This is a genomic window from Chryseobacterium takakiae (assembly GCF_900129385.1).
In the GTDB taxonomy this organism is placed as follows: domain Bacteria; phylum Bacteroidota; class Bacteroidia; order Flavobacteriales; family Weeksellaceae; genus Chryseobacterium; species Chryseobacterium takakiae.
In genome coordinates this window covers 49,981-75,453 of the sequence record NZ_FQVO01000007.1, presented here as the reverse complement: position 1 = coordinate 75,453, position 25,473 = coordinate 49,981, and the positions used below count along the sequence as shown (strand labels likewise).

Annotated in this window: 20 protein-coding genes and 5 tRNA genes; 9 read left to right on the top strand and 16 right to left on the bottom strand. The window is 36.6% G+C overall.

Translation table 11 applies throughout. From position 1 onward, the window contains the following. Positions 1-15: 15 nt before the first annotated feature. The gene (locus BUA76_RS10385) at positions 16-810 is read left to right on the top strand and encodes an FkbM family methyltransferase (RefSeq protein WP_072884740.1); all 795 of its coding nucleotides are present in this window, start codon (positions 16-18) and stop codon (positions 808-810) included. 2 nt (positions 811-812) lie between these two features. Next, the gene (locus BUA76_RS10380) at positions 813-2,291 is read left to right on the top strand and encodes a lipopolysaccharide biosynthesis protein (protein WP_072884739.1); all 1,479 of its coding nucleotides are present in this window, start codon (positions 813-815) and stop codon (positions 2,289-2,291) included. Here the strand turns inward: BUA76_RS10380 and BUA76_RS10375 are convergent. From BUA76_RS10375 to BUA76_RS10360, 4 genes are all read right to left on the bottom strand, one after another. Beyond that, the gene (locus BUA76_RS10375; RefSeq protein ID WP_072884738.1) at positions 2,284-3,351 is read right to left on the bottom strand and encodes a hypothetical protein; all 1,068 of its coding nucleotides are present in this window, start codon (positions 3,349-3,351) and stop codon (positions 2,284-2,286) included. The genes BUA76_RS10380 and BUA76_RS10375 overlap by 8 nt on opposite strands. Positions 3,352-3,400: 49 nt before the next feature. Continuing rightward, a complete protein-coding gene (locus BUA76_RS10370) occupies positions 3,401-4,255 on the bottom strand; it encodes a glycosyltransferase family 2 protein (protein ID WP_072884737.1) in 855 nt (284 codons plus the stop codon). Between the two features lie 89 nt (positions 4,256-4,344). Continuing rightward, positions 4,345-5,745, bottom strand: a complete 1,401-nt coding sequence (gene aspA / locus BUA76_RS10365; RefSeq protein ID WP_072884736.1) for an aspartate ammonia-lyase — start codon at positions 5,743-5,745, stop codon at positions 4,345-4,347. Positions 5,746-5,843: 98 nt separating this feature from the next. Next, complete coding sequence (locus BUA76_RS10360) at positions 5,844-6,869, bottom strand: N-acetylmuramoyl-L-alanine amidase (RefSeq protein WP_072884735.1); 1,026 nt, start codon at positions 6,867-6,869, stop codon at positions 5,844-5,846. Between the two features lie 138 nt (positions 6,870-7,007). Between BUA76_RS10360 and BUA76_RS10355 the strand changes: the two genes are divergently transcribed. The 3 genes from BUA76_RS10355 (at position 7,008) to BUA76_RS10345 (ending at position 7,306) form a co-directional block, all read left to right on the top strand. After that, positions 7,008-7,092, top strand: a tRNA-Ser gene (locus BUA76_RS10355). Between the two features lie 19 nt (positions 7,093-7,111). Continuing rightward, a tRNA-Pro gene (locus tag BUA76_RS10350) sits at positions 7,112-7,186 on the top strand. 46 nt (positions 7,187-7,232) lie between these two features. After that, positions 7,233-7,306 (top strand) — tRNA-Arg (locus BUA76_RS10345). Positions 7,307-7,439: 133 nt separating this feature from the next. On the opposite strand, the gene BUA76_RS10340 is transcribed toward BUA76_RS10345, so the two are convergent. Continuing rightward, positions 7,440-7,808 carry a hypothetical protein gene (locus BUA76_RS10340; protein ID WP_143149897.1) on the bottom strand — a complete coding sequence of 123 codons (369 nt, stop codon included), beginning with the start codon at positions 7,806-7,808 and terminating at the stop codon, positions 7,440-7,442. 150 nt (positions 7,809-7,958) lie between these two features. Between BUA76_RS10340 and BUA76_RS10335 the strand changes: the two genes are divergently transcribed. The 4 genes from BUA76_RS10335 (at position 7,959) to BUA76_RS10320 (ending at position 9,924) form a co-directional block, all read left to right on the top strand. Then, a tRNA-Pro gene (locus BUA76_RS10335) sits at positions 7,959-8,033 on the top strand. Positions 8,034-8,050: 17 nt separating this feature from the next. Next, positions 8,051-8,124 (top strand) — tRNA-Arg (locus tag BUA76_RS10330). Between the two features lie 573 nt (positions 8,125-8,697). After that, positions 8,698-9,468, top strand: a complete 771-nt coding sequence (locus tag BUA76_RS10325; RefSeq protein ID WP_072884733.1) for a type 1 glutamine amidotransferase domain-containing protein — start codon at positions 8,698-8,700, stop codon at positions 9,466-9,468. Positions 9,469-9,507: 39 nt separating this feature from the next. Beyond that, on the top strand, positions 9,508-9,924 hold the full coding sequence (locus BUA76_RS10320) for an OsmC family protein (RefSeq protein WP_072884732.1): 417 nt from the start codon (positions 9,508-9,510) through the stop codon (positions 9,922-9,924). Positions 9,925-10,023: 99 nt separating this feature from the next. On the opposite strand, the gene BUA76_RS10315 is transcribed toward BUA76_RS10320, so the two are convergent. The 11 genes from BUA76_RS10315 to BUA76_RS10265 all read right to left on the bottom strand — a co-directional run bounded on the left by BUA76_RS10315 (position 10,024) and on the right by BUA76_RS10265 (position 25,416). Further along, the gene (locus BUA76_RS10315) at positions 10,024-10,857 is read right to left on the bottom strand and encodes a GLPGLI family protein (protein ID WP_072884731.1); all 834 of its coding nucleotides are present in this window, start codon (positions 10,855-10,857) and stop codon (positions 10,024-10,026) included. A 6-nt stretch (positions 10,858-10,863) separates the two neighbouring features. Further along, complete coding sequence (locus BUA76_RS10310; RefSeq protein ID WP_072884730.1) at positions 10,864-13,053, bottom strand: peptidase domain-containing ABC transporter; 2,190 nt, start codon at positions 13,051-13,053, stop codon at positions 10,864-10,866. Positions 13,054-13,065: 12 nt separating this feature from the next. Beyond that, a complete protein-coding gene (locus BUA76_RS10305) occupies positions 13,066-14,016 on the bottom strand; it encodes a hypothetical protein (RefSeq protein ID WP_143149896.1) in 951 nt (316 codons plus the stop codon). Beyond that, positions 14,013-15,368 carry a radical SAM/SPASM domain-containing protein gene (locus BUA76_RS10300; RefSeq protein ID WP_072884728.1) on the bottom strand — a complete coding sequence of 452 codons (1,356 nt, stop codon included), beginning with the start codon at positions 15,366-15,368 and terminating at the stop codon, positions 14,013-14,015. The genes BUA76_RS10305 and BUA76_RS10300 overlap by 4 nt, the downstream gene beginning before the upstream one ends. A 61-nt stretch (positions 15,369-15,429) precedes the next feature. Continuing rightward, positions 15,430-15,684 (bottom strand): hypothetical protein, encoded by a 255-nt coding sequence (locus BUA76_RS10295; protein ID WP_072884727.1) that lies wholly within the window; start codon positions 15,682-15,684, stop codon positions 15,430-15,432. 423 nt (positions 15,685-16,107) lie between these two features. After that, the gene (gene prmA, locus BUA76_RS10290) at positions 16,108-16,935 is read right to left on the bottom strand and encodes a 50S ribosomal protein L11 methyltransferase (RefSeq protein WP_072884726.1); all 828 of its coding nucleotides are present in this window, start codon (positions 16,933-16,935) and stop codon (positions 16,108-16,110) included. Positions 16,936-17,294: 359 nt separating this feature from the next. Continuing rightward, positions 17,295-18,008, bottom strand: a complete 714-nt coding sequence (locus tag BUA76_RS10285; protein WP_072884725.1) for a 3-ketoacyl-ACP reductase — start codon at positions 18,006-18,008, stop codon at positions 17,295-17,297. Between the two features lie 240 nt (positions 18,009-18,248). Beyond that, complete coding sequence (locus BUA76_RS10280) at positions 18,249-19,832, bottom strand: calcineurin-like phosphoesterase C-terminal domain-containing protein (protein WP_072884724.1); 1,584 nt, start codon at positions 19,830-19,832, stop codon at positions 18,249-18,251. A 75-nt stretch (positions 19,833-19,907) separates the two neighbouring features. After that, positions 19,908-21,362 (bottom strand): SusD/RagB family nutrient-binding outer membrane lipoprotein, encoded by a 1,455-nt coding sequence (locus tag BUA76_RS10275; RefSeq protein ID WP_072884723.1) that lies wholly within the window; start codon positions 21,360-21,362, stop codon positions 19,908-19,910. A gap of 11 nt (positions 21,363-21,373) precedes the next feature. Next, a complete protein-coding gene (locus BUA76_RS10270; protein ID WP_072884722.1) occupies positions 21,374-24,349 on the bottom strand; it encodes a SusC/RagA family TonB-linked outer membrane protein in 2,976 nt (991 codons plus the stop codon). 326 nt (positions 24,350-24,675) lie between these two features. Then, on the bottom strand, positions 24,676-25,416 hold the full coding sequence (locus BUA76_RS10265) for a glycerophosphodiester phosphodiesterase family protein (RefSeq protein ID WP_072884721.1): 741 nt from the start codon (positions 25,414-25,416) through the stop codon (positions 24,676-24,678). Between the last annotated feature and the right edge of the window lie 57 nt (positions 25,417-25,473).

Below are 25,473 nucleotides of genomic sequence, written 5' to 3'. Positions count from 1 at the left end.
GTCAAAAGCAAAAGCATGTCTCTATACCAAAGAATTGCTGAAAATCTGCAATATATCAGTCCCGGTTTTTACAAGAAAAGGTTTTTTAAAAGTTTAAATAATCTCAGTAAAGATAATTTCTCTGCCAGAAATGTTGAACCGGAATTGGTGTGGATTAAAGAATTCCTTCCTAAAAAAGCAGTTATTTTTGATATAGGAGCCAATGTAGGCACATTTTTGTACCAGCTGGAAAATAAGCTGGATCATGAACAGATCTACGCTTTTGAACCCAACAAAAAACTATACCGAAGGCTTAAAAGACTCTTTCCACAAATGCGGGTTTTTCCGCTGGCGCTTTCGGATAAAAATACAACGGCGGAATTTAAAGTTCCTATTATCAACGGAAAAACAATTGCTTCCAGAGGAACCCTCAATACCTCTTATAAAGAAAAAGGTGAGGAAAGAAGCTATACTGAAAAGGTAAAAGTTATACGCCTTGATGACTGGGCTGCTATTGAAAACTTTCACAGACTGGATTTTATCAAAATAGATGTTGAGGGCAATGAAATGAAAACGCTTTACGGAGCCCGTGAAGTAATCTGTAAGTTTTTGCCGGTACTGATGGTGGAAATGGAGCAAAGACACCATGACCATCCAATCTGGAAAGAAATCTCTGAGATAGAATCCTGGGGTTATGATGCTCATTATCTCAACAGAAATACATTCGGGCTGGAAAAATTATCTGAAGACATTTTACTGAAAAATATAAGCGACGAAAAAAATAAAAAAGAATACATCAACAACATTATCTTTATTCCTAAAAGTCAATAAAAATGAGTGTAGTTGCAAGACAGGGGTTTAAGTATTCTATTATTGGCTATGTAGGTTTCCTGCTGGGTACCGTTTCCGCGATTTTCATTTTCCCGAATGACTTTGAATTTTACGGAAAGCTGCGATACAGCATGCAGACCGCGGAGATGTTGGTTCCTTTCGTGGTTTTCGGGATTTCATATGCAAATGTGAAATTTTTTCACAGCGTGCAGCAAGACGGTAAAAATCAGAATATGCTTTCTCTGTCACTGCTTACGATTTTTATTAATTTCCTCATTTTCTGCGGGGTATTTTTTGTAATCCCCTATTTTTACCCTCAGTTTTTAAAAACCCAGGCATGGAATATCAAAGGAATTATCCTTCCGCTAATTTTAGTGTTATCGTTGTGCGCTATATTCAATAAGTATACTTCCAACTATAAACGCATTGTCGTTTCCAATATTTTTGACAATCTTTTCCCTAAAATTGCCAATTTAGGAGCATTCTGTCTTTTTTTTTATTTTGCATTTTCGCAGGAAACGGCACTGGCATTTTTCTTCGGAATTTTTGCACTGATGCTGTTCGGTTATATTTACTACACGAATAAGCTGGATAAAATCAATCTTGATTTCAGTACCGATTATTTTAAAAGAGACGGGTTCTGGAAAGAGTTTATGAATTACAGTTTCTTCGGTTTCCTGGGGACTTTCGGGAATTATCTGGCAATCAACAGCTTTATGATCGGGGAATATATGGGAATGGAGGAAAACGGGATTTATTCTACACTGTATGCATTGATCTCCCTGATTTCTATTCCACAGCTGGGATTATTTAATATTTCAGCTCCAATAATCAGTAAGAATCTTGCAGACGGCGATATGGAAGGACTGGATAAATTTCATAAGAAAACATCGCTTACGCTGTATTTTTTAGGTGCCGTTCTGTTTTCCTGCATCATGGTCGGTTTTCCTTACCTGACTTATTTCATGCCTAAAAACGGGGTCTTGCTAAGAGAGTACGAGCCGGTGGTCTGGATCTGGGGATCGGCTGTTTTAATTGATCTTGCCACAGGTTTCAACGGAAACATTATCTCACTTTCAAAATACTACAAATTTAATATTCTTGTGATGCTTCTGCTGGCCGGACTTACGATTTTTTTAAATTTATATTTCCTGAAGAATACGGATTTAAAACTGATTGGTATTGCTTTATCAACAGCCATCTCACTGATTACCTACAATGTGGTGAAGATCGTATTTAATTATTTCGTATTTAAAGTTTCGCCGCTTACCATTGAGATGATTTTTGTATCCATTATCTGTACACTGGCGATTACCGTGGCAATTGTCCTTCCGAATTTCGGCAACAATTTTATCAATCTCGTTTATAAACCTGCAGTTGTATTGCTCCTGATTTTTATAGGAAACTATTTTACGAAGGTTTTCCCGATTGAAGACTATGTAAACAAAAACTTTATTAAAAGTATCTTTAAATTCAAGTAGTGATTAAACTGTTCAGAAGATTTTCCAGTTTTTGCCTGACTGTTTTTTTATTGTAATCTTTCTGAAAATCGAATTTCAGATTTTTAAGCTCATCAAACTGCTGAATAAGGTCAGATTGTTCGGGAAGAATAAAGTCCAGTGCTGATTGATAATTCTGCGGGAACACGGCAAGCTTCCCGAATTTTATGGAATCCCCAATGTTTCCGGTCATCTTTGTTTTGCCATATATTTCTTTTTGGCTGAAAAATTCCGTTTCCTGCTGAATCGGGCACCACAAAATATCCGCTTTCTTCATCCAATTCTCGAAATTTTCAGACGAAACTCTCTCCGAAAAATAAGTAATATTAACATGTTGTAAAGAATGTTCCAGATCAGCAAGCTGCTTCAGTTCAGCATGATCAGCCTTACCTAAAAAAACAAATTGTATCGGTACTTTCTTAAAATCGGGATGATGATGCAAGTCTTCAATTTTTTTTATTTCTAAAAATACTTTTTTATAATCCCTCCTTTTTTGAGAAACACCACCCGGAATAACAACAGTAAGGATTTCATTCTGGGGTTTTTCCGAATATTTCGTGTAAAAAATAGGTAAAAAATTAAAGTTTTCTGAAATCAATGCTTCATCCAGAACCAAAAGTTTTCTTGCTTTCCGGTAAATTTTTGATGCATCCAGTAATCCTTCTTTCCACAAAAGTTTTAACCGGTAAATTCTATCTTTTTTGAATATACTTTTAAAGCGACTGAAATTGGAAGTCCTGATAAAATTGATGTTATGAACAATAACTGCCGTATTATATTTTTCGGCAATTGTAGAAAATGTATTGAAATACCGATGAACCGTTCCAATGATAATAAGGTCATATCTTTTTAACATTAACTGATCCAGAATCATGGAACTGTCTGAAATAAATACGTTTTCCCCGTTTTCAGCAACCTGATCTTTAACTCTTTTTGAAAAAAAGTAATCTATTGAAAAAGAACCTGTTCCGTTCATAACATCCATGAAAGACTGTGCAATTTCTGCATGGGTATCAATTTCTATGTAGGCAATTTTTTTCAAGTTTAAATTAAAATATTTATTATAGTATTAAAGATATTATAAATGCGAATTACATTTTCAGCCATTTTCTTTTAAGCATTTCCCAACGCTGCCGATTGATAATTTTTCGCTCATTTTCAGAAATTTTCAATTCTAATTTTTGTCTGCGGCAGTTTTCATAAGAACTGATAATTTTAAAAAAGAAAGAGCCGGATTTGCTTTTCATTGCCTCCTTACCAGCCGCCACACAAGCCAGAAATCTGTTTAATCCTAAAAAATAGAAATATTTACCGTAATATTCTGCCGGTTTTATGGTGTAATCTGCACCTTTTACTTTGATTAACCGAACATGCAATTCCGAAAGGACAACTTCTTTCCATCCAAGATTCTGAAGAAGAATCGCATCAATATTATCCCAGCCTAAGGTTTCCCTGATGCCGTTCATCTGTACAAAACTTTCTTTCCGATAGGCTTTTACCGGTCCGCGTACATGATGTTTATTGGAATTTCCTTCATATACCCAATCTCCGTTTTTCTCTACATATAACAATCCGCCAACCAATCCATAATCCGGATTATTGCGAAATACTTTATCTATTTTTTCAAGGTAATTTTCAGGAAAAATAACATCCGAATCAAATTTACAAATGATGTCAAAAGTATTTACATCTTGTGTTTCCAGTCCTTTTTTAAAAGCGTGAACCACCTTTGAGCCCGGCTGATGCAAAGACTTCTGAAGGTTCACGGTTTCAAACCTGATATCATGATTTGTGTATTTGCTGATGACTTCGGCAGTTCTATCCGTAGAACCGTCGTTTACAACTACTGTTTTAAAATCCTTACAGCTTTGTCGCTGCAAAGAATCCAGAGTGAAAGGAAGATTATTTTCTTCGTTATGTGCAGGAATTATGATTAAAAACCTCACTTTTATTTATAAATGATGAATGATAAGTGATAAATGATTAACAAAATTAGCTTTAAATTGATCAGTTATCACTTATCAGCTATTGTTTATTATTTGTTATGCGGCTTCAGCATGTTTCTCGGATCAAGAATTTCATCCAGCTTTTCCTGGGAAAGTATGCCTTTCTCCAATACCAGATTATAAACACTTTTCCCGGTTTCCAGGGCTTCTTTTGCGATTTCCGTAGAATGTTTATACCCGATATAAGGATTCAGGGCCGTTACGATTCCGATGCTGTGTTTTACCATATTTAAACATACTTCACGGTTTGCCGTAATTCCGACAACACATTTTTCACGAAGCGTATCCAATGCATTGCAAAGAAAATGAATATTTTCCATAATAGCGTGCGAAAGTACCGGTTCCATTACATTAAGCTGTAGCTGTCCCGCTTCCGCAGCAAAAGTTACGGTAAGATCATTTCCAAACACTTTAAAGCAAACCTGGTTCACCACCTCCGGAATCACCGGATTCACCTTACCGGGCATAATAGAAGATCCCGGCTGCATCGGCGGGAGATTGATCTCGAAAAGGCCGGCTCTTGGTCCTGAAGAAAGCAACCTTAAATCATTACAGATTTTTGAAAGCTTTACGGCAAGCCGTTTCATAGCGGAAGAATAAATAACATATGATCCGGTGTCTGGTGTTGCTTCTACCAAATCGGGCGCAGAAACTATGGGAAAGCCACTGATCTGAGCCAGATTCTTTGCGCAAAGAGCGGCATAGCCAACAGGAGCATTCAATCCTGTTCCAATGGCAGTAGCTCCCATATTCACTTCCACAAAAAGATTGGCGTTATTGTTTAATTTAGAAATATCTTCTTCCAGCGTTGCGGCAAATGCTTCAAATTCCTGACCCAATGTCATGGGAACTGCATCCTGAAGCTGAGTGCGTCCCATTTTAATAACATCATGGAATTCTTTTCCTTTTTCCCTGAATGCCTCAACTATTTTTTCAAGCTTTTCAACAAGAATTGCATTCATCTGCAGCAATCCCATTTTAATAGCTGTTGGATAAGTATCATTGGTAGACTGCGAAAGATTAACATGATCATTCGGTGAGCAAAACTGATATTCGCCTTTATTTTTTCCTAATTTTTCTAAGACCCTGTTGGCAACAACCTCATTAGCGTTCATGTTAATGGAAGTTCCCGCTCCTCCCTGGATCATATCTACAGGAAACTGTTCGTGGAGCTCGCCATTAATGATCTCATCACAAACTTCAGCAATATTGAAATACATGCTCTCATCAAGAAGCCCGAGCTCATAATTGGTTTTTGCCGCTGCTTTTTTTACATAAGCCAGTCCTCTGATAAACTGAGGATAGGAAGACAGCAGCTGTCCTGAAATTTTAAAATTATTAATGGCTCTTTGCGTCTGTACTCCATAATAAGCATTGATCGGGACGTTTAATTCCCCCAATAGATCGCTTTCTTTTCTGAAATTTTCCATAATTTATAATTAATATAACAATTTATCAATGTAACAGTGTACCAATATAGTAATAGAATTTAGACATTGTTATTTTTATAAATTGCTACATTGTACATTTATTTTAACGGATATTTTAATACCAAAGCTTGTAATATTGCATACGTTTCAGGATCCATGATTCCGTCATAATTCTGCGGTCTGAAGTGATACTGGAAAGCTTCTATTGTTTTCTTGGTAGCATCATCCCATCTTCCGCTCAGATCCAATGCGTACCCGAATTTCTGTAACTGCGTCTGAACATTAAAAATAAATGTTGAATCATTATATTTCGATGGGAAATCCGTGGAAACGGCCAGGTCATAATAATTTTGTTTAGCAGCATCATCATACCACATCCCGATCTGATATTCATCATACAATCTTTTCCACGGAAACAATGGTCCCGGATCCTGTTTTCTGGTAGGTGCAATATCAGAGTGTGCAAGAATATTTGTCGCCGGAATCTGATATCGGGTTGCAATATCTTTTACCAAAGCAGCTACTTTTTTTATCTGCGCTTCGTCAAAAGGCGCAAAAACTCTTTTACCGGACGCATCCGTTGTATAGCCAGTATTTACAATTTCAATCCCAATTGAAGTATCATTAAGGTTTTTATCCGCTCTCCATGCACTTACTCCGGCATGATAAGCACGTTTATTTTCGTCCACCAACTGGTAAATTTCATTATCTCCAGTATTGTTTACCAGGTAATGAGCACTTACTGCCTGCTGTGTAAGAACAGTAATGGATTTATCATCCGGCAATGCTGTATAATGAAGGATAAGATATCTTTGTCTAAAATTCTGTGCAATGGCTGGAAAATAGTCTTTAACCACTTTATAACCGGCAGGTTTTGCAGAAACAATGGATCCGTAACTTGCGGTATTATCATTTTTTGTCACATCGGCGATATTGGTGGTGAAAAAATCTACTCCGTGTTCTGTAGAAACCTTCGGTTTTGGCTTTTCAGAAGTAGTATTAGCAGTGGTTTTCGGCTGTATTGATGGGGTTCTCGGGATGTACTGCCTTTTTTTTGCGTTTTGCTGTGAAGTACATGAAAAAACGACCGTACTTAATCCGATGATATATAATGTTTTACGCATTTGCTTACTTTTTTTCTTAGTTTATTACCTCAAAAATACGGAAATATTTCTTGAAAAATATTTGGTAAATAAAGAAATCTATTCTATATTTGCACTCGCAATAAAGGAACAACGATCATTAAAAAACGAAGATAAACAGGAGGGTTGCCGGAGTGGTTAACGGAGCAGTTTGCTAAACTGTCGACGCGAAAGTGTCGCAAGGGTTCGAATCCCTTACCCTCCGCTTTTCTATATATCTTTTTCGGGGCGTAGCGTAGTCCGGTCATCGCGCCTGGTTTGGGACCAGGAGGTCGCAGGTTCGAATCCTGCCGCCCCGACTTTTTTAAATGCTTAAAGATCATTAAGCAGGAATCAACTTTTAATGGGTGCGTAGCTCAGCTGGATAGAGCATCTGCCTTCTAAGCAGACGGTCAAAGGTTCGAATCCTTTCGCGCTCACAAAAACCTCATAGCTTTTGTTATGAGGTTTTTTGTTTACATTAGCTCTATATGTTATTGCTACATCCTCTTTTCTCAATCGCTAAATAAATATAGCTTTTGTTATGAGGTTTTTTGTTTTATCATTTTTTATTTACTCACACGATTTAAAACCTAAAATACTAAACACAGATTTGAAAAGGTTATAATTTACATATATTCTCAGGCATTGTTTACCATTACTAATATCAATAGCCTTATTTTGAAAAAAATAAAAATAATCTCTTCTTACCTCTAATGTACATTTATCCATATCCATTTTATGCAATTCGTGTTGCAAATTTTCGCCTATATTTTCAATTCCGTACGCATAGAAATTGGCATTGGAAAGATGCTCTAAATATTGTAAATTTTCCTGGTCTATGTCCAAAAATGTAGTGCTAAGTTTTTTCTCGATATAATAATTAAAAGCAATTGAAATCATCATTAATGAAAACAATAAAAGTAAAATTTTTCTGATCATGAAACTTATAAAGCAATGGTTATGAATCGTGTAAATTTAATTAAATATTATTGTTAAAAAATTATTACGATTTTATTTTTATAATTCAAAAAAAGACTCTATATTTGCACCCACAAAAAACAAGGTAATTCTTGTTAAAGATGACCTCATCGGGGCGTAGCGTAGTCCGGTCATCGCGCCTGGTTTGGGACCAGGAGGTCGCAGGTTCGAATCCTGCCGCCCCGACTTTAAACTTTATTTTAGGGTGCGTAGCTCAGCTGGATAGAGCATCTGCCTTCTAAGCAGACGGTCAAAGGTTCGAATCCTTTCGCGCTCACAGAAAGACCTCATAGCTTTTGTTATGAGGTTTTTTGCTATATATTAGTTTCGATACTTTTATACTATATTTTTTCAATAAAAACTTATTGATCGCTTAAGCGGATAAAGCATCCCGATTTATATCGGGACGGTCAAAGGTTCGAATCCTTTCGCGCTCACAGAAAAACCTCATAGCTTTTTGTTGTGAGGTTTTTTATTTATATGCATTTCCATACTTTATACTATTTTTCCAATAAAAGTTTATTGATCGCTTAAGCGGATAAAGCATGCCGATTTATATCGGGACGGTCAAAGGTTCGAATCCTTCGCGTTCAACCTTATAGCTTTTGCTATTAGTTTTTTTATCACATTCGTTTCGATACTTTAACTATATATTTTTCCTACTAGAACTTCTCTACAGCCCAACCTTTAGCATCCCCATTAAATCAGAATAGTCAAGTTTATTTATCTTCACAGGATTATAGTTATCCTCTGTAAATGATCACTTACAAAAATGTTAGCTTATTACAAAAAGAGCCCATATTGATTTAATGCGGATATGTAATTAATTTGCACCTGTAAAAAAACAAAAATGAGTCTGAAAAACACAAATGCGGTTCGCCCCGAGAGCCCGAAAAAAATTGCTATGGTAATTGCCAACCCAGCCATTTCAACCACTACAGGTTGGCCTGTTGGATTTTGGTGGAGTGAACTCACCCACCCCTATTATGAATTTTCAGAAAAAGGATACCATGTAGAAATATTTTCTCCCGATGGAGGCAGATGTGAAGCAGATGCCATGAGTGATCCTAATGACCCGAGCGGCTACTCCTCCACAGATCTTATAAGCCAGGGGTTTATTCATACACCTTCTTTAAAAAGCCTTGTTGAAAACACTAGAAAAGTCGCCGATATTGATGTTGCTGAATTTGATGCTATTATAGTCGCTGGCGGACAGGCCCCGATGTTTAGTTTTGCTGAAGCGACAGTCTTGCACCAAAAATTTGTGTCTTTCTACGAAGCAGGCAAAATAGCCGCAGCATTATGTCACGGTGTTGCCATACTTAAATATGCGAAACTAAGGAATGGAGAATACCTTGCCAAAGGAAAAACAGTAACGGGATTTGCCAACGTAGAGGAAGATTTTGCAGATAACGCAGTCTGGGACTATAATCTTTTGCCGAGAGATCAACATATTATGCCATGGAGAATTGAGGATGAAATGAAAGCTATTGGTGCCAACTATATCCAAGCCGGTTTATGGAAGGGTTTTGCGGTAAGGGACGGCAATCTTGTAACCGGACAGCAAAATTTCAGCGGGAGTGAAACTGCTAAAGCAATTATTGCCGCGTTGGGCGAGTAACCATTTTTTTTAAAAACATTAAACTATAAACACAAAAGTATGCAGATCAAAAGAAAATCAACCGCATTATGGAGCGGAACAGGTAAAGAAGGAAAAGGCAGTTTAAACACTCAAAGCACGGTACTGAATGATACACAATACGGCTTCAATTCCCGTTTTGCAGACGGCATCGGCACCAATCCGGAAGAGCTTATTGCCGCAGCACATGCGGGATGTTTCAGTATGAAACTGGCTTTTAATATTCAGGCAGCGGGTTTTGCAGCAGATGAGCTGAGAACTGAATGTGAAATTGTACTGGAAGACGGAAGCATTACACAATCCAACCTTTCGCTATCTGCGAAGGTTTCAGGTATAGATCCTGCGAAATTCGACGAACTTGTGAGAGACGCAGAAGCAAACTGCCCGGTTTCCAAATTGTTAAATACAAAAATTACCGTACATTACACATTAAATTAATATCTGTTCCCGTCATACAAATTAATGACCTTTGTATGACGGGCTTTGTTTAAAAAAGTCAATTTCATAATGCCTCACTTCAAAGTTAGCACTATACCATTATTGAAAATTAGGCCTTGTATTTAATTCTACGGGTATATACCGGGATTTTATCATTCTTTGCATATTTTTTTTCATCTGGTTCAGTTCTTCAGGGCTTTTAACTTCTTTATCCTTAAAAGAAACAGAACTTCCGTTATTCACCTGATCCCTAAACATCCTTGTAGGATTTTCATAGATATCTATAAGATAATCATTATATTTTTTCAAAGAAATTTTAACTGCATTTTTATCGTAATGCTTTTCGAGAAAATTATTTGTATTATAGGTATAATTTAGTTTTTTGTTTTTAACCAGCTTGTAAATAACATCCTCATTGGTATCAGACAACAGAAATATCAGTCCGGGTAATCCTCTAAACTTATAAGGTCCTTCGTTAATGGGGATTTCTTTACAAAACCATGCAATCCATGAGCGTCCACCGAATTCAGTGGTGGCCTTTTGCAGATTATACCCTTGATAAGTAGTTGTTTCAGGCAAAATTTTCCACGTCATCTCATCATTGGTCTGTACGGCAAAATAATCAAAAAAATCCCTATACCATGTATTTTTAAAAGAGTTTGGTTTTCTTACTATAAGCTGATCGGTTTTAGTACTTGCCCTTGAGCCATATCCTACTTTTTTTTCTTCCGCTGCTTTGTTTAGAGAATCTACCTCAATAAAATCCTCATCATAAAACTTTATTGACTCCGGATTTATGTCGAGAACCATTCCGCTTGTCCTATAGTCGTCCGCATTAGTGTTTCTCATCTTTACCTCATAATAAAACCGGTTTGTTTGAGAATATGATAATGCAAACAAAATGACAGCTATAAATATTGTTATTTTTTTCATTTTAATTTATTTACTTAATTCTAATTGATTTTTTACGAGATTGTAATATTCTCCTCTTCTGAATATTAATTCTTCATGATTGCCTTCTTCAACGACTTCCCCATTTTTTAAAGTTATAATTTTATCGGCATTTTTTACTGTAGATAAGCGGTGGGCAATAATTACCACTGTCTTTCCTCTAAAGAAATTATTCAGATTATTATGAATAATCATCTCATTTTCTGCATCAAGCGCAGACGTTGCCTCATCCAGAAATATAAATTGCGGATTTTTATAAACCGCTCTTGCGATAAGTATTCTTTGTTTTTGTCCTCCACTCAGATCTGAGCCGGAATTTCCAATTTTAGTATTGAATTTAAGCGGAAGATTCATGATAAAACTATGAATATTTGCCAATTTGCAGGCGTAAATAAGCCTTTCCTCATCCCAGCTGTCGCCTTCCATAGAAATATTGTCTCCGATAGATCCGCTGAATATATAAGAATCCTGCATAACTACTCCACAGTTATCCCTCCACCAATCATGATCTATTCCGAATAAAGCTTCACTTCCAATATTTATTTCACCTTTGGTTGGAGTATAAAAATTAAGTAAGAGTTTCATCAGGGTAGATTTACCGCTTCCGCTTTCCCCTACAATTGCTATAATATTAGAGTTTTCGATTTCGAGGTTAATATTTTTTAAAACGTAAGGCTGGTTAGCCCCACCATATTTATAATACATATTACTGATCGTAATATCCTGGTCCAGAATGACAGGATTACCTTTTTTCAAATTTTCATTTTCATCTTTTGAGCTGTAGATTGATAATGTACGATCATAAACCAGTTTAGCATCCTGTACCGTTTTAAAAAAGTTGAAAAAAAATTCAGCCTGCGAAGAGATAATACCAATGATATATCCTATACTGATCATTTCGCCGATTGTAAGTTTTCCTTTTATTACCCAATAGGTACATAAAAAAGTAATAAATAAAACCACGAACTGCTTTAAAACAGAAATCACGTTGGTTTGATAATTTTCAAGAATCAGGCTTTTTATCCTATTGTCATATATTTTTTTTTGAGTTTCCTGCCAGTTTGCAATTTTGAAAAAATGGGCATTGCTTATTTTTACAGAAACCATTCCCGTTATAAGCTCTACAAGCTGATTTTTATTTTCGGAATTTAATCGAAAGGCGTAATAATCAATTTTTCTACGATTATCATAAAACAATGAAATCCAGAAAATAGAAACTACTACAAACAACAGCATTCCTAATGCAATGTATTTATTGTAGACAAAAAGTCTTATTTCCAGGCATATAAAAAGCGTCAATGAAAAAAAAGCACCGATAAACTGTCTGGTTAAGAGGGTTTCAATTTTATTCTGATCATCTATTTTCTGCAAAATATCCGAATACAATTTGTTTTCAAAAAAAGAGACCGGTAGCTTTACTACTTTATTAAGCAATCCGTTGAGCATCTTAATGCTGACCTGAGAGCTGAAGTGTATCCCTACAAAATTCTGTACCGTATTCACAATGGATTGTCCCAAAAACAAAACCAGCTGAAAGACAAATACTGAGATTAGAATATTGGTACTGTTTTTGGAATAAGCCGAATCAAACATTTCTTTTATAGCCTGTGGAAGTATATAAGAAATAATTGTACTGATCAAAGTCAATAAAACAATCCAAAATATTTTTTGTCTCTGCCCTACAAGATTTTGCTTAACAAATATTGCTAAATTTTTAACATAATCTTTTTGTACCGGAAGTATTAAATTGAGAAATTCTTCTTTTGGAATAAGCTGAATACCAATACCATCTTTGTTATTATTTTGCCATAACTTTAAAAATTCCTTATGTTTCAGAATTACTTTTCCAAATTTAGGATCGGAAATATAGAACTTATCATCCTTTATTTTGTATAAAACCACGAAATGATCCTGCTCCCAATGCAATATACAAGGCAAATGCACATCCTCCTTCAAATTATCAACGGTTATCCTGAAGGGTGTAGAATGAAAATGTAATTTTTGGGCAGCAGAATGTATATCAGCCAGTGAAACTCCTGTTCTTGTAACTTCCGTTAACTCTCTAAGGTAAGATGTATCACAATCTTTTCCATAATATTTGAGTATTGTCTTCAGACATGTCGCTCCACAATCCGCCTGTTCTATCTGAAAAAAAAATGGAAATGAATTATTAAACATTGATGTATTTCTCTAATTTAGGTTTACTTCCAAAAACTTTATATTTTCATTAAATGCAGGCTTCATTACGAACTCTTGAAGATGATCTTTACTATATGATATTACAGTCTGCACGATTATTTTCTGTAAAGATTTTGGCGCATACTTCAATTTGTAAAATGAGGAATTCACATTTTCCAACCATTTTTCTTCCGGTAGCTTCCCTATATCAGAAATAACCTGAAATGCCCACAACAAATTTTCGAAATCTGTATATTCGGCAGTATTCATAAGTACCTGAGAAAAAATCTTTTTAAAAATATCTAATTTGTCTTCATAAGTAAAAGCTTTGCTGAGCGCTATCTCCGTACCATTGATAATATGCTGGATCATACCGTATTTTTCCTCTACATCGAGTTCCATTATTTTATCTCTGCATTTCAGATTTTCCTGATCGATATTAAATACAAAAAGACTGATAATCTTACTGGTTTCGGAAATAACATGATCAACCTCTTTTTCTCTAGCATACACTCTTATTTTATTAAGCGTTTGTTCCCCGATTGTTATTGAGAAATAACCAAAAGTCTCCGACTGCTCAATGGAATTTGCTATGGCTTTTTGCAAATACTGGATTGCTTTATCACTATTGTTTTCTACATATTCTTTGTAAGCCAGCAAGGCATAATGCAGGCTGTACATTCCCTTTTCAAGAGGCTGTATAAAAAGATCGCCAATTTCATCGATTTTACTGCATTTATAATTTCCGGCCACAATGTTCATTCCTCTAAAATCATGAAGGCTTTTTTCGGAAATATTCATATAATAATAAAGATCAACCAGATGCTCTTTGGATACGGAATCCCTGAAGTTATTAATAAGATCGTTAAAGATGTGTCCCGGTCTTTTCACTTTATAACCTTCTGTTTTTTCTAAAAATTCGATTTTTTTTAGAATTTCTGTGCTGTTTTCGTTTGTCATCATACGGTTAAGGAAGTTTCGTTAACATATCTCTGAAGAAGTAGCCGGTCATCTATATTAAATTTAAAAGACGGGCACGCAGGTGTTCCTTCCTTCCAATCTTTAGGACAGGCACCTCCGCATAGCGGTAAAAATTTACAACTCTTACACCACGAATCATTGGTAGGAATTTCACTGAACCATTTTCTCATAATAGTGTTTTCACTATTTACATTACTGTCTTTCAGCATATTCCCGGAATAATACTCTGTATTCTCATAGTACGGAGTATATGGAACCTCCCAACAAGTAGACACATTCCCGAAGGCATCAAATACCTCGGATGTCTGGCTCACCACCATGCATGGTTTCGTATTTCTAGGGGGTACGATATCTTTTTTAAGGAAGGTATCTTTTTCCATCAGTTTCATGAGAACTTCAATTTCAAGATCTGCAAATTCTTGTTTGGAAATTCCTTTTATGGTCGCTTTATTGTCTCCCCAATCATGAATTGGAGCCAGATAAAAGCTTACATTTTTAAGAATATTTTCTTCTTCCAGGTAGTCCAGAAAGCTCAAAACATTCGTTTTATTTTCAGAATCGACATTGCATCTGATATTGAAATGTGCTTTTTCTTTATAAAGTTCGGTATTTACGATATTTTTTATATTCTGTATGATGATATCAAAGCTTTCGTTACCATTTTTAAGATATCTTCTTTTATCATGAAACTCCTTCATTCCGTCTACTGTTATTTGGTAGTTGGTAATCCTGCAGTCCTGCACCAGTTTTTCAAAAAGAGAATATTTAAGATTCAGTGCATTTGTTATGACATTGGAGGAGTATTTCAGATTATTTTCATCACAATATTTTATAAGACGGCTGGAAAATTCTGTAAGTGCGGACAATCCTGTAAGCGGCTCACCGCCATACCAGGTAATATTTATCTCCTTAAGGGTATCTTTAAGTTCCGTGCTTTTTTTGATGATCCTGTCATAGGAAAGATCCAGAACCTCCTGAGACATCACCTTATTCAAATGTTTTTGCCCGCAGTAGTGGCATCCCAGCTGGCAATTTCCGGAAGGCTGTATTGTATAAGAAAGAATATAGCGATCCTGGTTATTAATGTCTTGTATATTGGCAGTCAGCACCTCTTGCAGCTCATCTTCATCCTGAGGAACATACATTTCTGAAGCAATCAGCTTTGCAAGTATAGAATCGGGTATTCTATGGATTTCTATATTCTTGATGTGTTCGTAAAGTTCTCTTTTAATTTCTATGGAAACGGATGTTCTGGTAGAAAATAATATGACGTGCTCTGCGAGGATATCCTCATCTTCTAAAACATGGATATATTTTGATAGTTTGAATTTCATATTAGTTATTGTTTTTTGTTTTTAAAAAGATGAGTGGTTATAAAACCACTCATCATGTTTTTTACTTAATAGCCGTTGGCGATGATGACGCTGGTGCTAAAGAAGATGGTGCTACCACTTTATCATGGTAACTCCAGCATCCGTTCTTATCACAACCAGACGCGCTAAATCCCCAGCAATCATTTGTACCACAAGTTGCAACAAGACTTAAGTTTCCTGTTCCACCTGTAATCATCATTGCTGACTCATTATCTAAGCTCTTCACTTTATTCTCAGTGATTTTTTTAGATAATTCATGTAATTTTTGATTTTTCATAGCTATACAATTACAGTTAAACAATACCTGAACAGTTTTAATTCCACACAGGACTATACAGAATATATTTTTTTAGATAAATTACAATAGAAAACCACAGGAATATCCCATGGAAATTATTATTCAAAATTTTCGAGAATGAATAAAATCAGAACGATTTTACTTCGGTACAACGGTACAATGTTATTAAAAAAAATATTAACCAACAAAAGAATTAACAAATTTATAATCATTCTAAACAATACATAATAATAACTCAATTATATATATCTATTCAGATTAAAACCTCAACATATACAGAATATATATGTATATAAAACAAAATGACACTCAATGAGCATCATTTTATTCAGTCCAGTATAAACTTAGAAATATTTTGATATTATAAAATTAAAAGGATTTTATATGAACACTTTATAGAATTTATTTTTCAAGCAGAAGACTTACCCATTCTTCTCTCTGAAGCTGTTTTTTAAGCTGTAATCCATTTTCTCTGCAAACTTCCAGAATATCATCCACATCAAAGAAACACAATCCGGAAAGTAATAATTTACCGCCTTCATTTAATACGGAAACGTAAGTCGGGATATCTGAAATTAAAATATTTCTGTTGATATTGGCCAGAATAATATCGTAATGTTCTTTGCCTAAATTTTCTGCCGTTCCCAGTTCGATATCCAGCTCCACATTATTTCTTGCTGCATTTTCTTTAGAATTTTCAACCGACCATTCATCGATATCGATAGCTTTCGTATCTCCGGCTCCAATTTGTTTTGCATAAATAGCCAGAACCGAAGTTCCGCAACCCATATCCAGAACTTTCTTACCCTTGAAATCCATATCCATCATCTGCTGGATCATAAGATGGGTGGTTGGATGATGCCCCGTTCCGAAAGACATTTTCGGCTGGATAACAATTTCATGCATTCCCGGAACCGATTCGTGAAATTCTGCACGGATCAGGACTTTATCATCAATATTAATTGGCTCAAAGTTTTTTTCCCATTCTTCATTCCAGTTGATATTCGGCATTTCCTGAAAAGTGTATTCTATTTTTACCTCTTCATTCTGAAAAAGCGGCAATGCTTTCAAAGCTTCTTCATTAAATAATTCTTTCTGAATATATCCCAAAATACCGTCTATTTCTTCCGTAAAGCTGTCGAAACCGATTTCAATAAGCTCTGCCATTAATATTTCGTTCCAGGGCTGGAGCGGAGAAATTTTGAAATTGAATTCTAAATAATTTTGCATGTGAATAATTTGCTGCAAAAATAAAACTACTTTTTTGATTTTATTGAAATATTGTTCTTTTGTTTTTTTAACATGAAAAAGTGCAAAGATTTAATTATTGTTCTGAGTATTTCGTTCACAACGACTGAACAATGTTTGTAAATCTCCAGGTTATACTCAGCAGAGATTGTAAATTAAGCATGTCATTCTGACGAAGGAAGAATCTATTTTTTATCAGCAGAGATTCTTCACTCTCACTTCTTCCTGTTCAGAAGGGCAAACTTAGTATAAAAAAAAGCGAACCTAAGTCCGCTTGCAATTATTTTGATTAAGTTTAAAAAACTTCAAACTCAAAACATTAAACTTTAAATTTCAACCATTTAAGGATTTGTAGAAAAAATAGACCCGTTTGCGATTAAAGCTCTTCTGTTCATTTTCAGGATGTCTCTTACCCATTCTGCAAAATCTTCAGGCTGAAGCACTTTTTCGGGATTCCCGTCGGTAAGACCTCCCTGAATCGACATATCCGAAGCAATGGTACTTGGCGTAAGGGTAACCACTCTGATGTTCTGCTTTCTCCATTCTGCCATCATGGACTGTGAAAGGGAGATCACTGCAGCTTTTGAAGCTGCATAAGCCGACATATTCGGTCCGCCTTTTAAACCTGCCGTTGAGGCAACGTTAATAATATCACCCTCTCCTTTCGATTTCATAAAAGGATGTACTGCTTTTGCGGCATAATACACTCCGAAAAGATTGGTTTTAACAACCTGTTCCCAAGTTTCGGAAGGCATATCTTCAATGGATCCGAAGTCACCGATTCCAGCGTTATTAATCAGGATATCAATTCCTCCCAGCTGTTCCGCCAAAGATTCGATTCCCGCTTTTACGTGTATTTCGTTGTCAATGCTGAATACGGCATATCCTGCGTTTACTCCCAATTTACGGATTTCGTCCACCGTCATTTTCAGGTTTTCTTCGTTTCTTCCTGTTATTCCGATATGTACTCCTTCTGCGGCCAAAGCAAGCGCAACAGCTTTACCCAAACCTCTTCCTCCACCGGTAATGATGGCATTTTTTCCGTTGATATTCATTTCTTGTTGAATTTATTTATTTGTTGATGCAAATTTACGAAAGATGATTTGGAAAGAGAAAGATTAAAATTTATTGTGATGATTGATATAATAAATATTTATGTGTAAAGTATTCTAAAATAATAAATAAAAAACTGTAGATTTTAAACCTTTAGGATTTGGAGTGCGTTTAAGTTAAAAAAAATTAAAACCGACCCAAAAACAGGCCGGTTTCTTTGAAAGTATAGTAATAAAAAAAAATTAAGGGATAAGAATCTGATTCTGAACTTCAAATTCTTCTGAAGCCGAGAAATGATTTCCATACATATCCGTGGCTCTTACCTCAACTTTATGTTTTCCCAACGAGAGTTTTTTGGAAAAATCTCCGGTCCAGATATGTTTTGATGTTTCAGGGTTGGAAGGTCTTCTTCCCGGGAAAAGATTATTAGTGGTATCCCATTTGAAAACTGACATCGCAAAAGTTGGATCTACTGTTTCATCGTACTGCATTTCTTCCCATTTGTCACCGTCTATTCTGTATTCCACTTTGTCTTTTTTGCTTCCCATAAAGAAATTGGCCAATACTTTTGCAGATGTTTTAGAAGGGAAAGGAATTACTTTCGGAACGTATAAGTTGATCTGATAGTCTTCCGGCTTTCCTGCGGTTTTATATTTAACCTTGTATTCGTTGTCATTAAAGCTGATGAAAGAGTAGCCTTTTGCTGTTCCATCTCTCATGGTAGAAGTTGGTAATCCCAGATCATCCGATGTTCCGGACCACCAGTCGCCGCAGGTAGTTCCTACATTATATTCATGGAGCTCTTTAGAACCATTCCATCCTGCTTCTTTTCCATAGAAAAGCTGCTGTTGAATATGCGTGTGTGCTGATAAAACCAACGCATTTTTAAATGGTGTTAAAAAGTCAAATAATTTCTGGCGATCGGAATTCCTGAAATTATTTTCGTTTTTGTGCTCCAATGGAATGTGGAAAGAAACGACGATTAATTTATTTTTCTCAACAAGTTTAAGATCGTTTTCAATGAATTTCATCTGATCTTCACGGAAACCGCCCCAATATCCTTTACCGTCTCTCGGATCCGGATACAGAATATCATCTAAGATAATGAAGTGAACATTCCCATAATTAAAGGAATAATTGGCCGGTCCGAAATTCGATTCAAAAGTTTCATCAGAAAGAAGGTCTTCTTTGGCTTCGTAATTCATATCATGGTTCCCCATCACGTTATACCAAGGTAATCCTATTTCCTTCATTACATCGGCATACGGTTTCTGCAGGCTCAGGTTATCGCCTACCAAGTCTCCGAGGCTGATTCCCAGAACCGCATTCTTCTTGGTATTTTTCACTTCATTAACGATTGCTCTTTTAAAATAATCCAATTGCTTCTCGGTATAAGGCTGCGGATCTCCGAAAACCAGGATGTCAAAATTTTTGCTTTCGTTTTGTTTGTTGAGGGCAAAATTAATTTCTTTCGGGAGTTCACCTGTTGGCGCAGATCCTTTGTATTTGAAATCTGTTGGCGAACCTTTCGGTTTATACTGATAATAATATTGGGGTAAATTGTTGGCATTTACCGGCGTCATATATCCTGAAGGCTTGATGACAAAAACCGACTGCCCTTCCTGAATCGGCAAACTGTATCTCCCGTTCTTATCGGTAAGAATCACCTGAACCCCATTGGAAACAGCTACTCCTTCAATTCCTTTTTCCCTGTTTTCTTTTTTCTGATTTCTGTTGCTGTCTTCATATACATACCCCGAAACAGAAGTCTGTGAGAATGCCATCGCTGAAATTAGCAAACACGGCATTAAAAATTTTATATTCATTTGATTGATATTTAAATGTAAGTTTTGGCTGAAGCCAATTTGACTATTTTTTCTAAAAAACCCCTACTGATAAGCTTATGGTTTATTCCACCATACTTTAACGTTGATATTGTCTCCGCCCATCTGTTGAACTGCCGACTGGTAATTGGCCGTATTCAATACCCTTGGATTTGGCGGATACATCAATCTTGAAGGCAGAACACCGTTGTTAAGCAATCCTCCGTTGTTTGGAAGTACCGGGAATCCTGTTCTTCTTTTCTCGAACCACTGCTGCTGATCTACAAAGAACAAAGCAACATATTTCTGAAGAAGGATTCTTTCCAATGTTCCGTTATAAGCAACATTCGGGTTGGTGAAATAATTGGCAGGTACAGTTGCTCCCCACTGTTCAATGGCTGCCTTAACCCCGTTTTCATAATACGTCTGCGCATTTCCCGGAATAACTCCTTTAAAAGCCAGTTCGGCAAGGGTAAACTGCAGCTCAGCATAAGGATATACCAAAATATTCAACGGCGCTTTTGAAAGATTCTGGTTCATATTGGAAGGCTGGTAGTTGAAAACGGTACCGTAAGCATATCCGGACGGGGCACCTTTGTAGCCGATGTTTGCATTTCCGGGAATACTTTTAGCCTGCCCGAAAAACATGGCCATTCTCGGGTCGTTATTCGCTTTCAGGGTTTCTACAAAAAACTCTGAAGCTGCCCTACCGGTGGTAAAATCCTGCGGCCTTGCAATCGGAGGAAGAAGCGGCGCCACTCCCGTGACATTAACCTTTGCTGTTTCTGAATTATTCTGGAAAATAGGATATTTAACAGGATCGCTGATGATTTCCTGAATTCTTTCATTAACATTCACCTCCCCATTTTTGCTTAAAATCCTTGTTAACAGACGTAATGAAAGTGAATTGCAGAATTTTTTCCAGTTTATGATTCCGTTGACGTCGCTTTCCGCTTTGTAGAAAATATCAGGACCGGTAAGCGATTTTGTAGTAACGAAAAGTGAATTTGCCGTTTTTAACTCATCCAGCAGTTTTACATAAATATCTTTCTGCTTATCAAACTTTGGCTGTGAATTGCCTTCATCCTGGCTGGAAGCTTCGGAAAACGGAACATCACCATACGTGTCTGTTAGATTAGAATAGATCCATGCATTAAGAACCATTGCAATGGCAACGTAATTCGGATCATTATCTTTTTCAGCAGCCATTCTCATGTCTTTAACCTGTTTTAGCCACTTATAGCTGTTGTTCCAGAATCCTGCTCCTGTATTTTCGGTAATATTATACCTGCTGAGCGTATTTCCTTCATTTGGAAAGTCCAGAGAGACCTGCATCAGATCGAATGTAAAATCATTGGCTCTCATATAATTAACAGCAGACATATTATATTCGATAGGAACAAGTAATTTTGATGCTGCAGGCTCACTGATTCTGCTGTTGTCGGTGTTTACCTCATCAAGGCTTCTGCTGCATGCTACCGGAACAGAACCGATGGCTGCAATTAATAATGTATTTACAAGTAATTTTTTCATGTTTTCAGATTTTAAAATTTAACATTAAGCTGGATACCTACCGTTCTTGCTGTAGGCAATTGTCCCATTTCCACACCCGGCGTGATCTGATTGTCATTCAGCGTTGCCGCTTCGGGATCAAATAATGGGAATTTTGTCCACATCCACAGATTTCTTCCGAAAACCGCCAGGGTAAGCTCGGTTATTTTGAGCTGATCGGTAACATTTTTAGAGAATGTGTAAGCAATTCTTGCATCTCTGAGTTTGATGAATGAGGTATCGAAAGTATTCGTCTCAACATTGGCTCTTCTGTAATAATCGGCATAATATGCTGAAAGTAAAATGGGTTTTGTGTTCGGAGAGAATGATCCGTCTGCATTCTGTACTACCCCTTCCCCTACAATCATTCCTCCAGGATTTTCTCTTCCGAATAAAGTGTGTTGTAGTTTTCCCTGTTCTGTCATTTTGTGGTGTGACTGAGAATAAGCCATTCCTTTATACTGTCCGTCAAATGAGAAACTTACGGTAATTCCTTTATACCTGAATTCATTCTGGATTCCCGCTCTCCATTTCGGATATGCGTTACCAATTTTTTTCATCTGGGTTGGTTTCGCGGTAAGACCGTCCGTAGCATTGTAAATAACCTGTCCGTCCGGAGAATACATCAGTCCGTAACCATACATATCTCCTAATGAACCTCCTACAAAAGCATTAAAGTAAACCACTCCTCCCACACTTCCCATGGTGTAAGGCTCTCCGTTGAATTCTTCAGGCAGCGAGAGAATTTTGTTTCTGTTCATCGACCAGTTGGCGTTAATACTCCATGAGAATTTTTTGTTTTTCACGGCATACGCATTTAATGTCATTTCAAGACCCCTGTTTCTCACTTCACCGGCATTGATTACTTTAGTACTGTACCCTGTTTCCCATAAAGTAGGAATCCTGATAATCTGGTCTTTAGAGTTATTCTGATACGCCGTAATGGTATAATTGATTCTGTTTTTAAGAATGGTAAAATCCATCCCGCCTTCAATATTGGTGATCATATTCGGTCTTAAATTCGGATTCGGGTATAAGGACGGAGACTCCACAGATCCTACAAAATCACTGTTGTTGTAATATTTGATAAGCTGATAAGGATCCGTATCATTTCCTACTTTAGACCAGGATGCTCTTAATTTCCAGTAATTGAAAAGATCTGACGACAGATTGAAAATATCTGAAAGAATAAACGATGTTGCGGCCGACGGGTAGAAATAAGAACGGTTTTCTTTCGGCAGGGTGCTGCTCCAGTCGTTTCTTGCGGTAAGATCCAGGAATATTTTGTTTTTGTAGCTTAATGTTGCCAAAGCATAAGCACTGTTGACCTGCTTATCATTCGGTCTTGCAAATTTTGAAATGGTTGAAATACCGTTCGGAAGCGTGTAAACTCCCGGTTTCAGAAGACCTTCCGCAATATAATCATTCATTGTGTATTCCGTATAACGGATGTTTCCTCCGGCAGATGCGCTGAAATCGAATTCACCAAATGAATTTCTGTAGGTGAATAAAACATCATTATTCAAGTCCATTAATCTGATGTGCTGCTCCCTGTACATTCCCTGTAGGTAATTGGCAGAACTCCACGGTCTTTTCTGGGTACGAAGCTCGTTGTTCAACTCCATACCGGATCGTACCATTACATCTAAGTTTTTGGTGATTTTATAGTTGAGGTTTACATTTCCCGTAAGAAAATTTTTATCGACTCCATTCAGCATTTCATAAGCGATGAGGTAAGGATTATCAATAAATGAGCTGAACGGATGGATCTGGTCAACCTGCTCTTTGCCTTTTTTCCAGATTGGTCTGTACCAGGAAAGATCAACATTCGGATTCTGGAAAATCATAAAATAGGAGATCGACTGGTTGCTGTAACCGGTAGCGGGAAGATTGTCACTTTTTGTTTTACTGTAGTTTAACTTGATCCCCATCTTTAATTTCTGATTCAGCTTATGGTCTACTGAAAAAGCAGCATTAAATCTGTCGAAACCGGTATTTGGCATCATCCATTCATTTTTCAAATAGGTTAAAGATGACCTGAACGATGTGTTTTCATTAGAAGCTTCTACCGAAATATTGTTTGAAAAGGTAGTTCCCGTTTCCCAGAACCCTTTGATATTATCTTTGTAAGGCTGCCAGAGTTTTCTTTCGGCACTTTGCCCTTCCAGATCCGGGTCATACTGGAAATAATACTGACCGGCGAATTTCGGCCCGTACGCGCTGCTGGTAGAACCTGTATTGATTCCGTCTGCAGAAGCTCCGTACGAATAGAAAAAGTTGCCCTGCGTGTCTTTCTGAAGCGTTCCCTGTCCATATTCATATTGATAATCCGGCCATTTCAGCACTGTATCATAACTAGAATATGAATTTAAGCTGATCTGAACTTTTCCTTTTTTGCTTTTTCCGGATTTTGTGGTAATCATGATCGCACCACCTGCTCCTCTTGAGCCATATAAGGCCGATGCTGTAGATCCTTTGAGAACAGTAATAGATTCGATATCATCTGGATTAATGGTATTGATCCCGTTTCCGTAATCAATAGGTAAATCTGCCTTGGCTCCCGCACCGTATGCTGAGAATCCGGTTCCTGTAGTATTGTTGTTCAGAGGAACGCCGTCTACTACAATAAGAGCATTGTTCTGATCAGGGTTCATGGAGATATCCCCCCTTAATTTGATAATGGAACTTCCAAGGGGCCCTGCTCCGGCTGTTTGTATTTTAAGACCTGCCACCTTACCTTCCAGTGCCTGCGACCAGTTATTGTTCTGAGTTTTTAGTATTTCATCAGATTTAATGGTTTCCGCAACATATCCCAAAGATCTGTCCTGTCTTTTGATACCCAATGCTGTTACCACAACTTCGTCGATACTTTTAATCGTATCCCGTTTTGCTTTTTGCTGGGCCATCGCATTTACACTGACCAATCCTAATAGTGATAATATCAGTACTTTTTGTCTCTCTTTACGCATATCCTTTTTGTTTGCGCAAAATTAGTCCGACATTATGGTTAAGGTTTTAACTTGATTTTAACATTTATTAAAGGATTATTAAACACTATATTAATTTATGATTAACGAATATATATACCATCATGGTTCACAACCATTTAAATTTATTAAGGATTTTTAATGCTCTTTTTCTTACACAATTGCCTATCTTTATTGTCTTTTCCTGAGAAAATAACAAATACCATATACCTACCATAAATACTGAATTATTCATAATTTATGTATAAAACAGCAATAAAAAAGCCTGCCTCAGGAGACAGACTTTTCATTACTTAATTTAAGCTAATTTATTTTAGCTGATCCGGAATATTAGTCGTAATAAACCCGATTCCCTGTTTTTTAAGCTCATCTGAAATCGTAACATCATTTACCGTCCACGCATTGGTGATCAATCCTAATGCTTTTGCTTCAGTGATCCATGTTGGATTTTTCTGGAAAACACTGTAATGGTAATCGATTCCATCGAGCCCTTCGTCTTTAACCTGTTGTGGAGAAAGCTCCCCTTTCAAATACTGAACTTTGAACTTTGGTTCCAGCTTTTTAATTTCTTTACAGATATTCAGACTGAAGGAAATAAACTCACACTGTTCATCCAGCTTCATATCTTTAATCATTTTGATGGTCTTTGCCGTAAGCTCATCTTCCTTTTCTTTTGTTTTATCTGGTTTTATTTCAACAATAAGCTTCAGAGCTTTATCTTTTTTTCCCTGCTTCAGATAATCTTTTAATGTAGGAAAAGGCTCATCATTGGAAAGCTTTACTTTTTTAAGCTCTTTAAAATCCGTTTCGGAAATCTCCATTTTTGCATGATGCTCATCATGGTTTACAACCAGGACGCCATCTTTGGTCATACGAACATCGAATTCGGAACCATAAATTTTTAGATTCTGAGCATTTTCTAGTGATTTCAGAGAATTTTCCGTGGTCGGCGGCTGCGTCTGCCAATAGCCTCTGTGTGCGATAATCCGGGTTTGTGCCTTCATGAAAACGGTGCTTATAACTGCTAACCCTAAGATAACTTTTTTCATAATACAAATAATTATTCTTTATTGAAATTCCGCCAATCTTATCATTAAAAGAAAAGC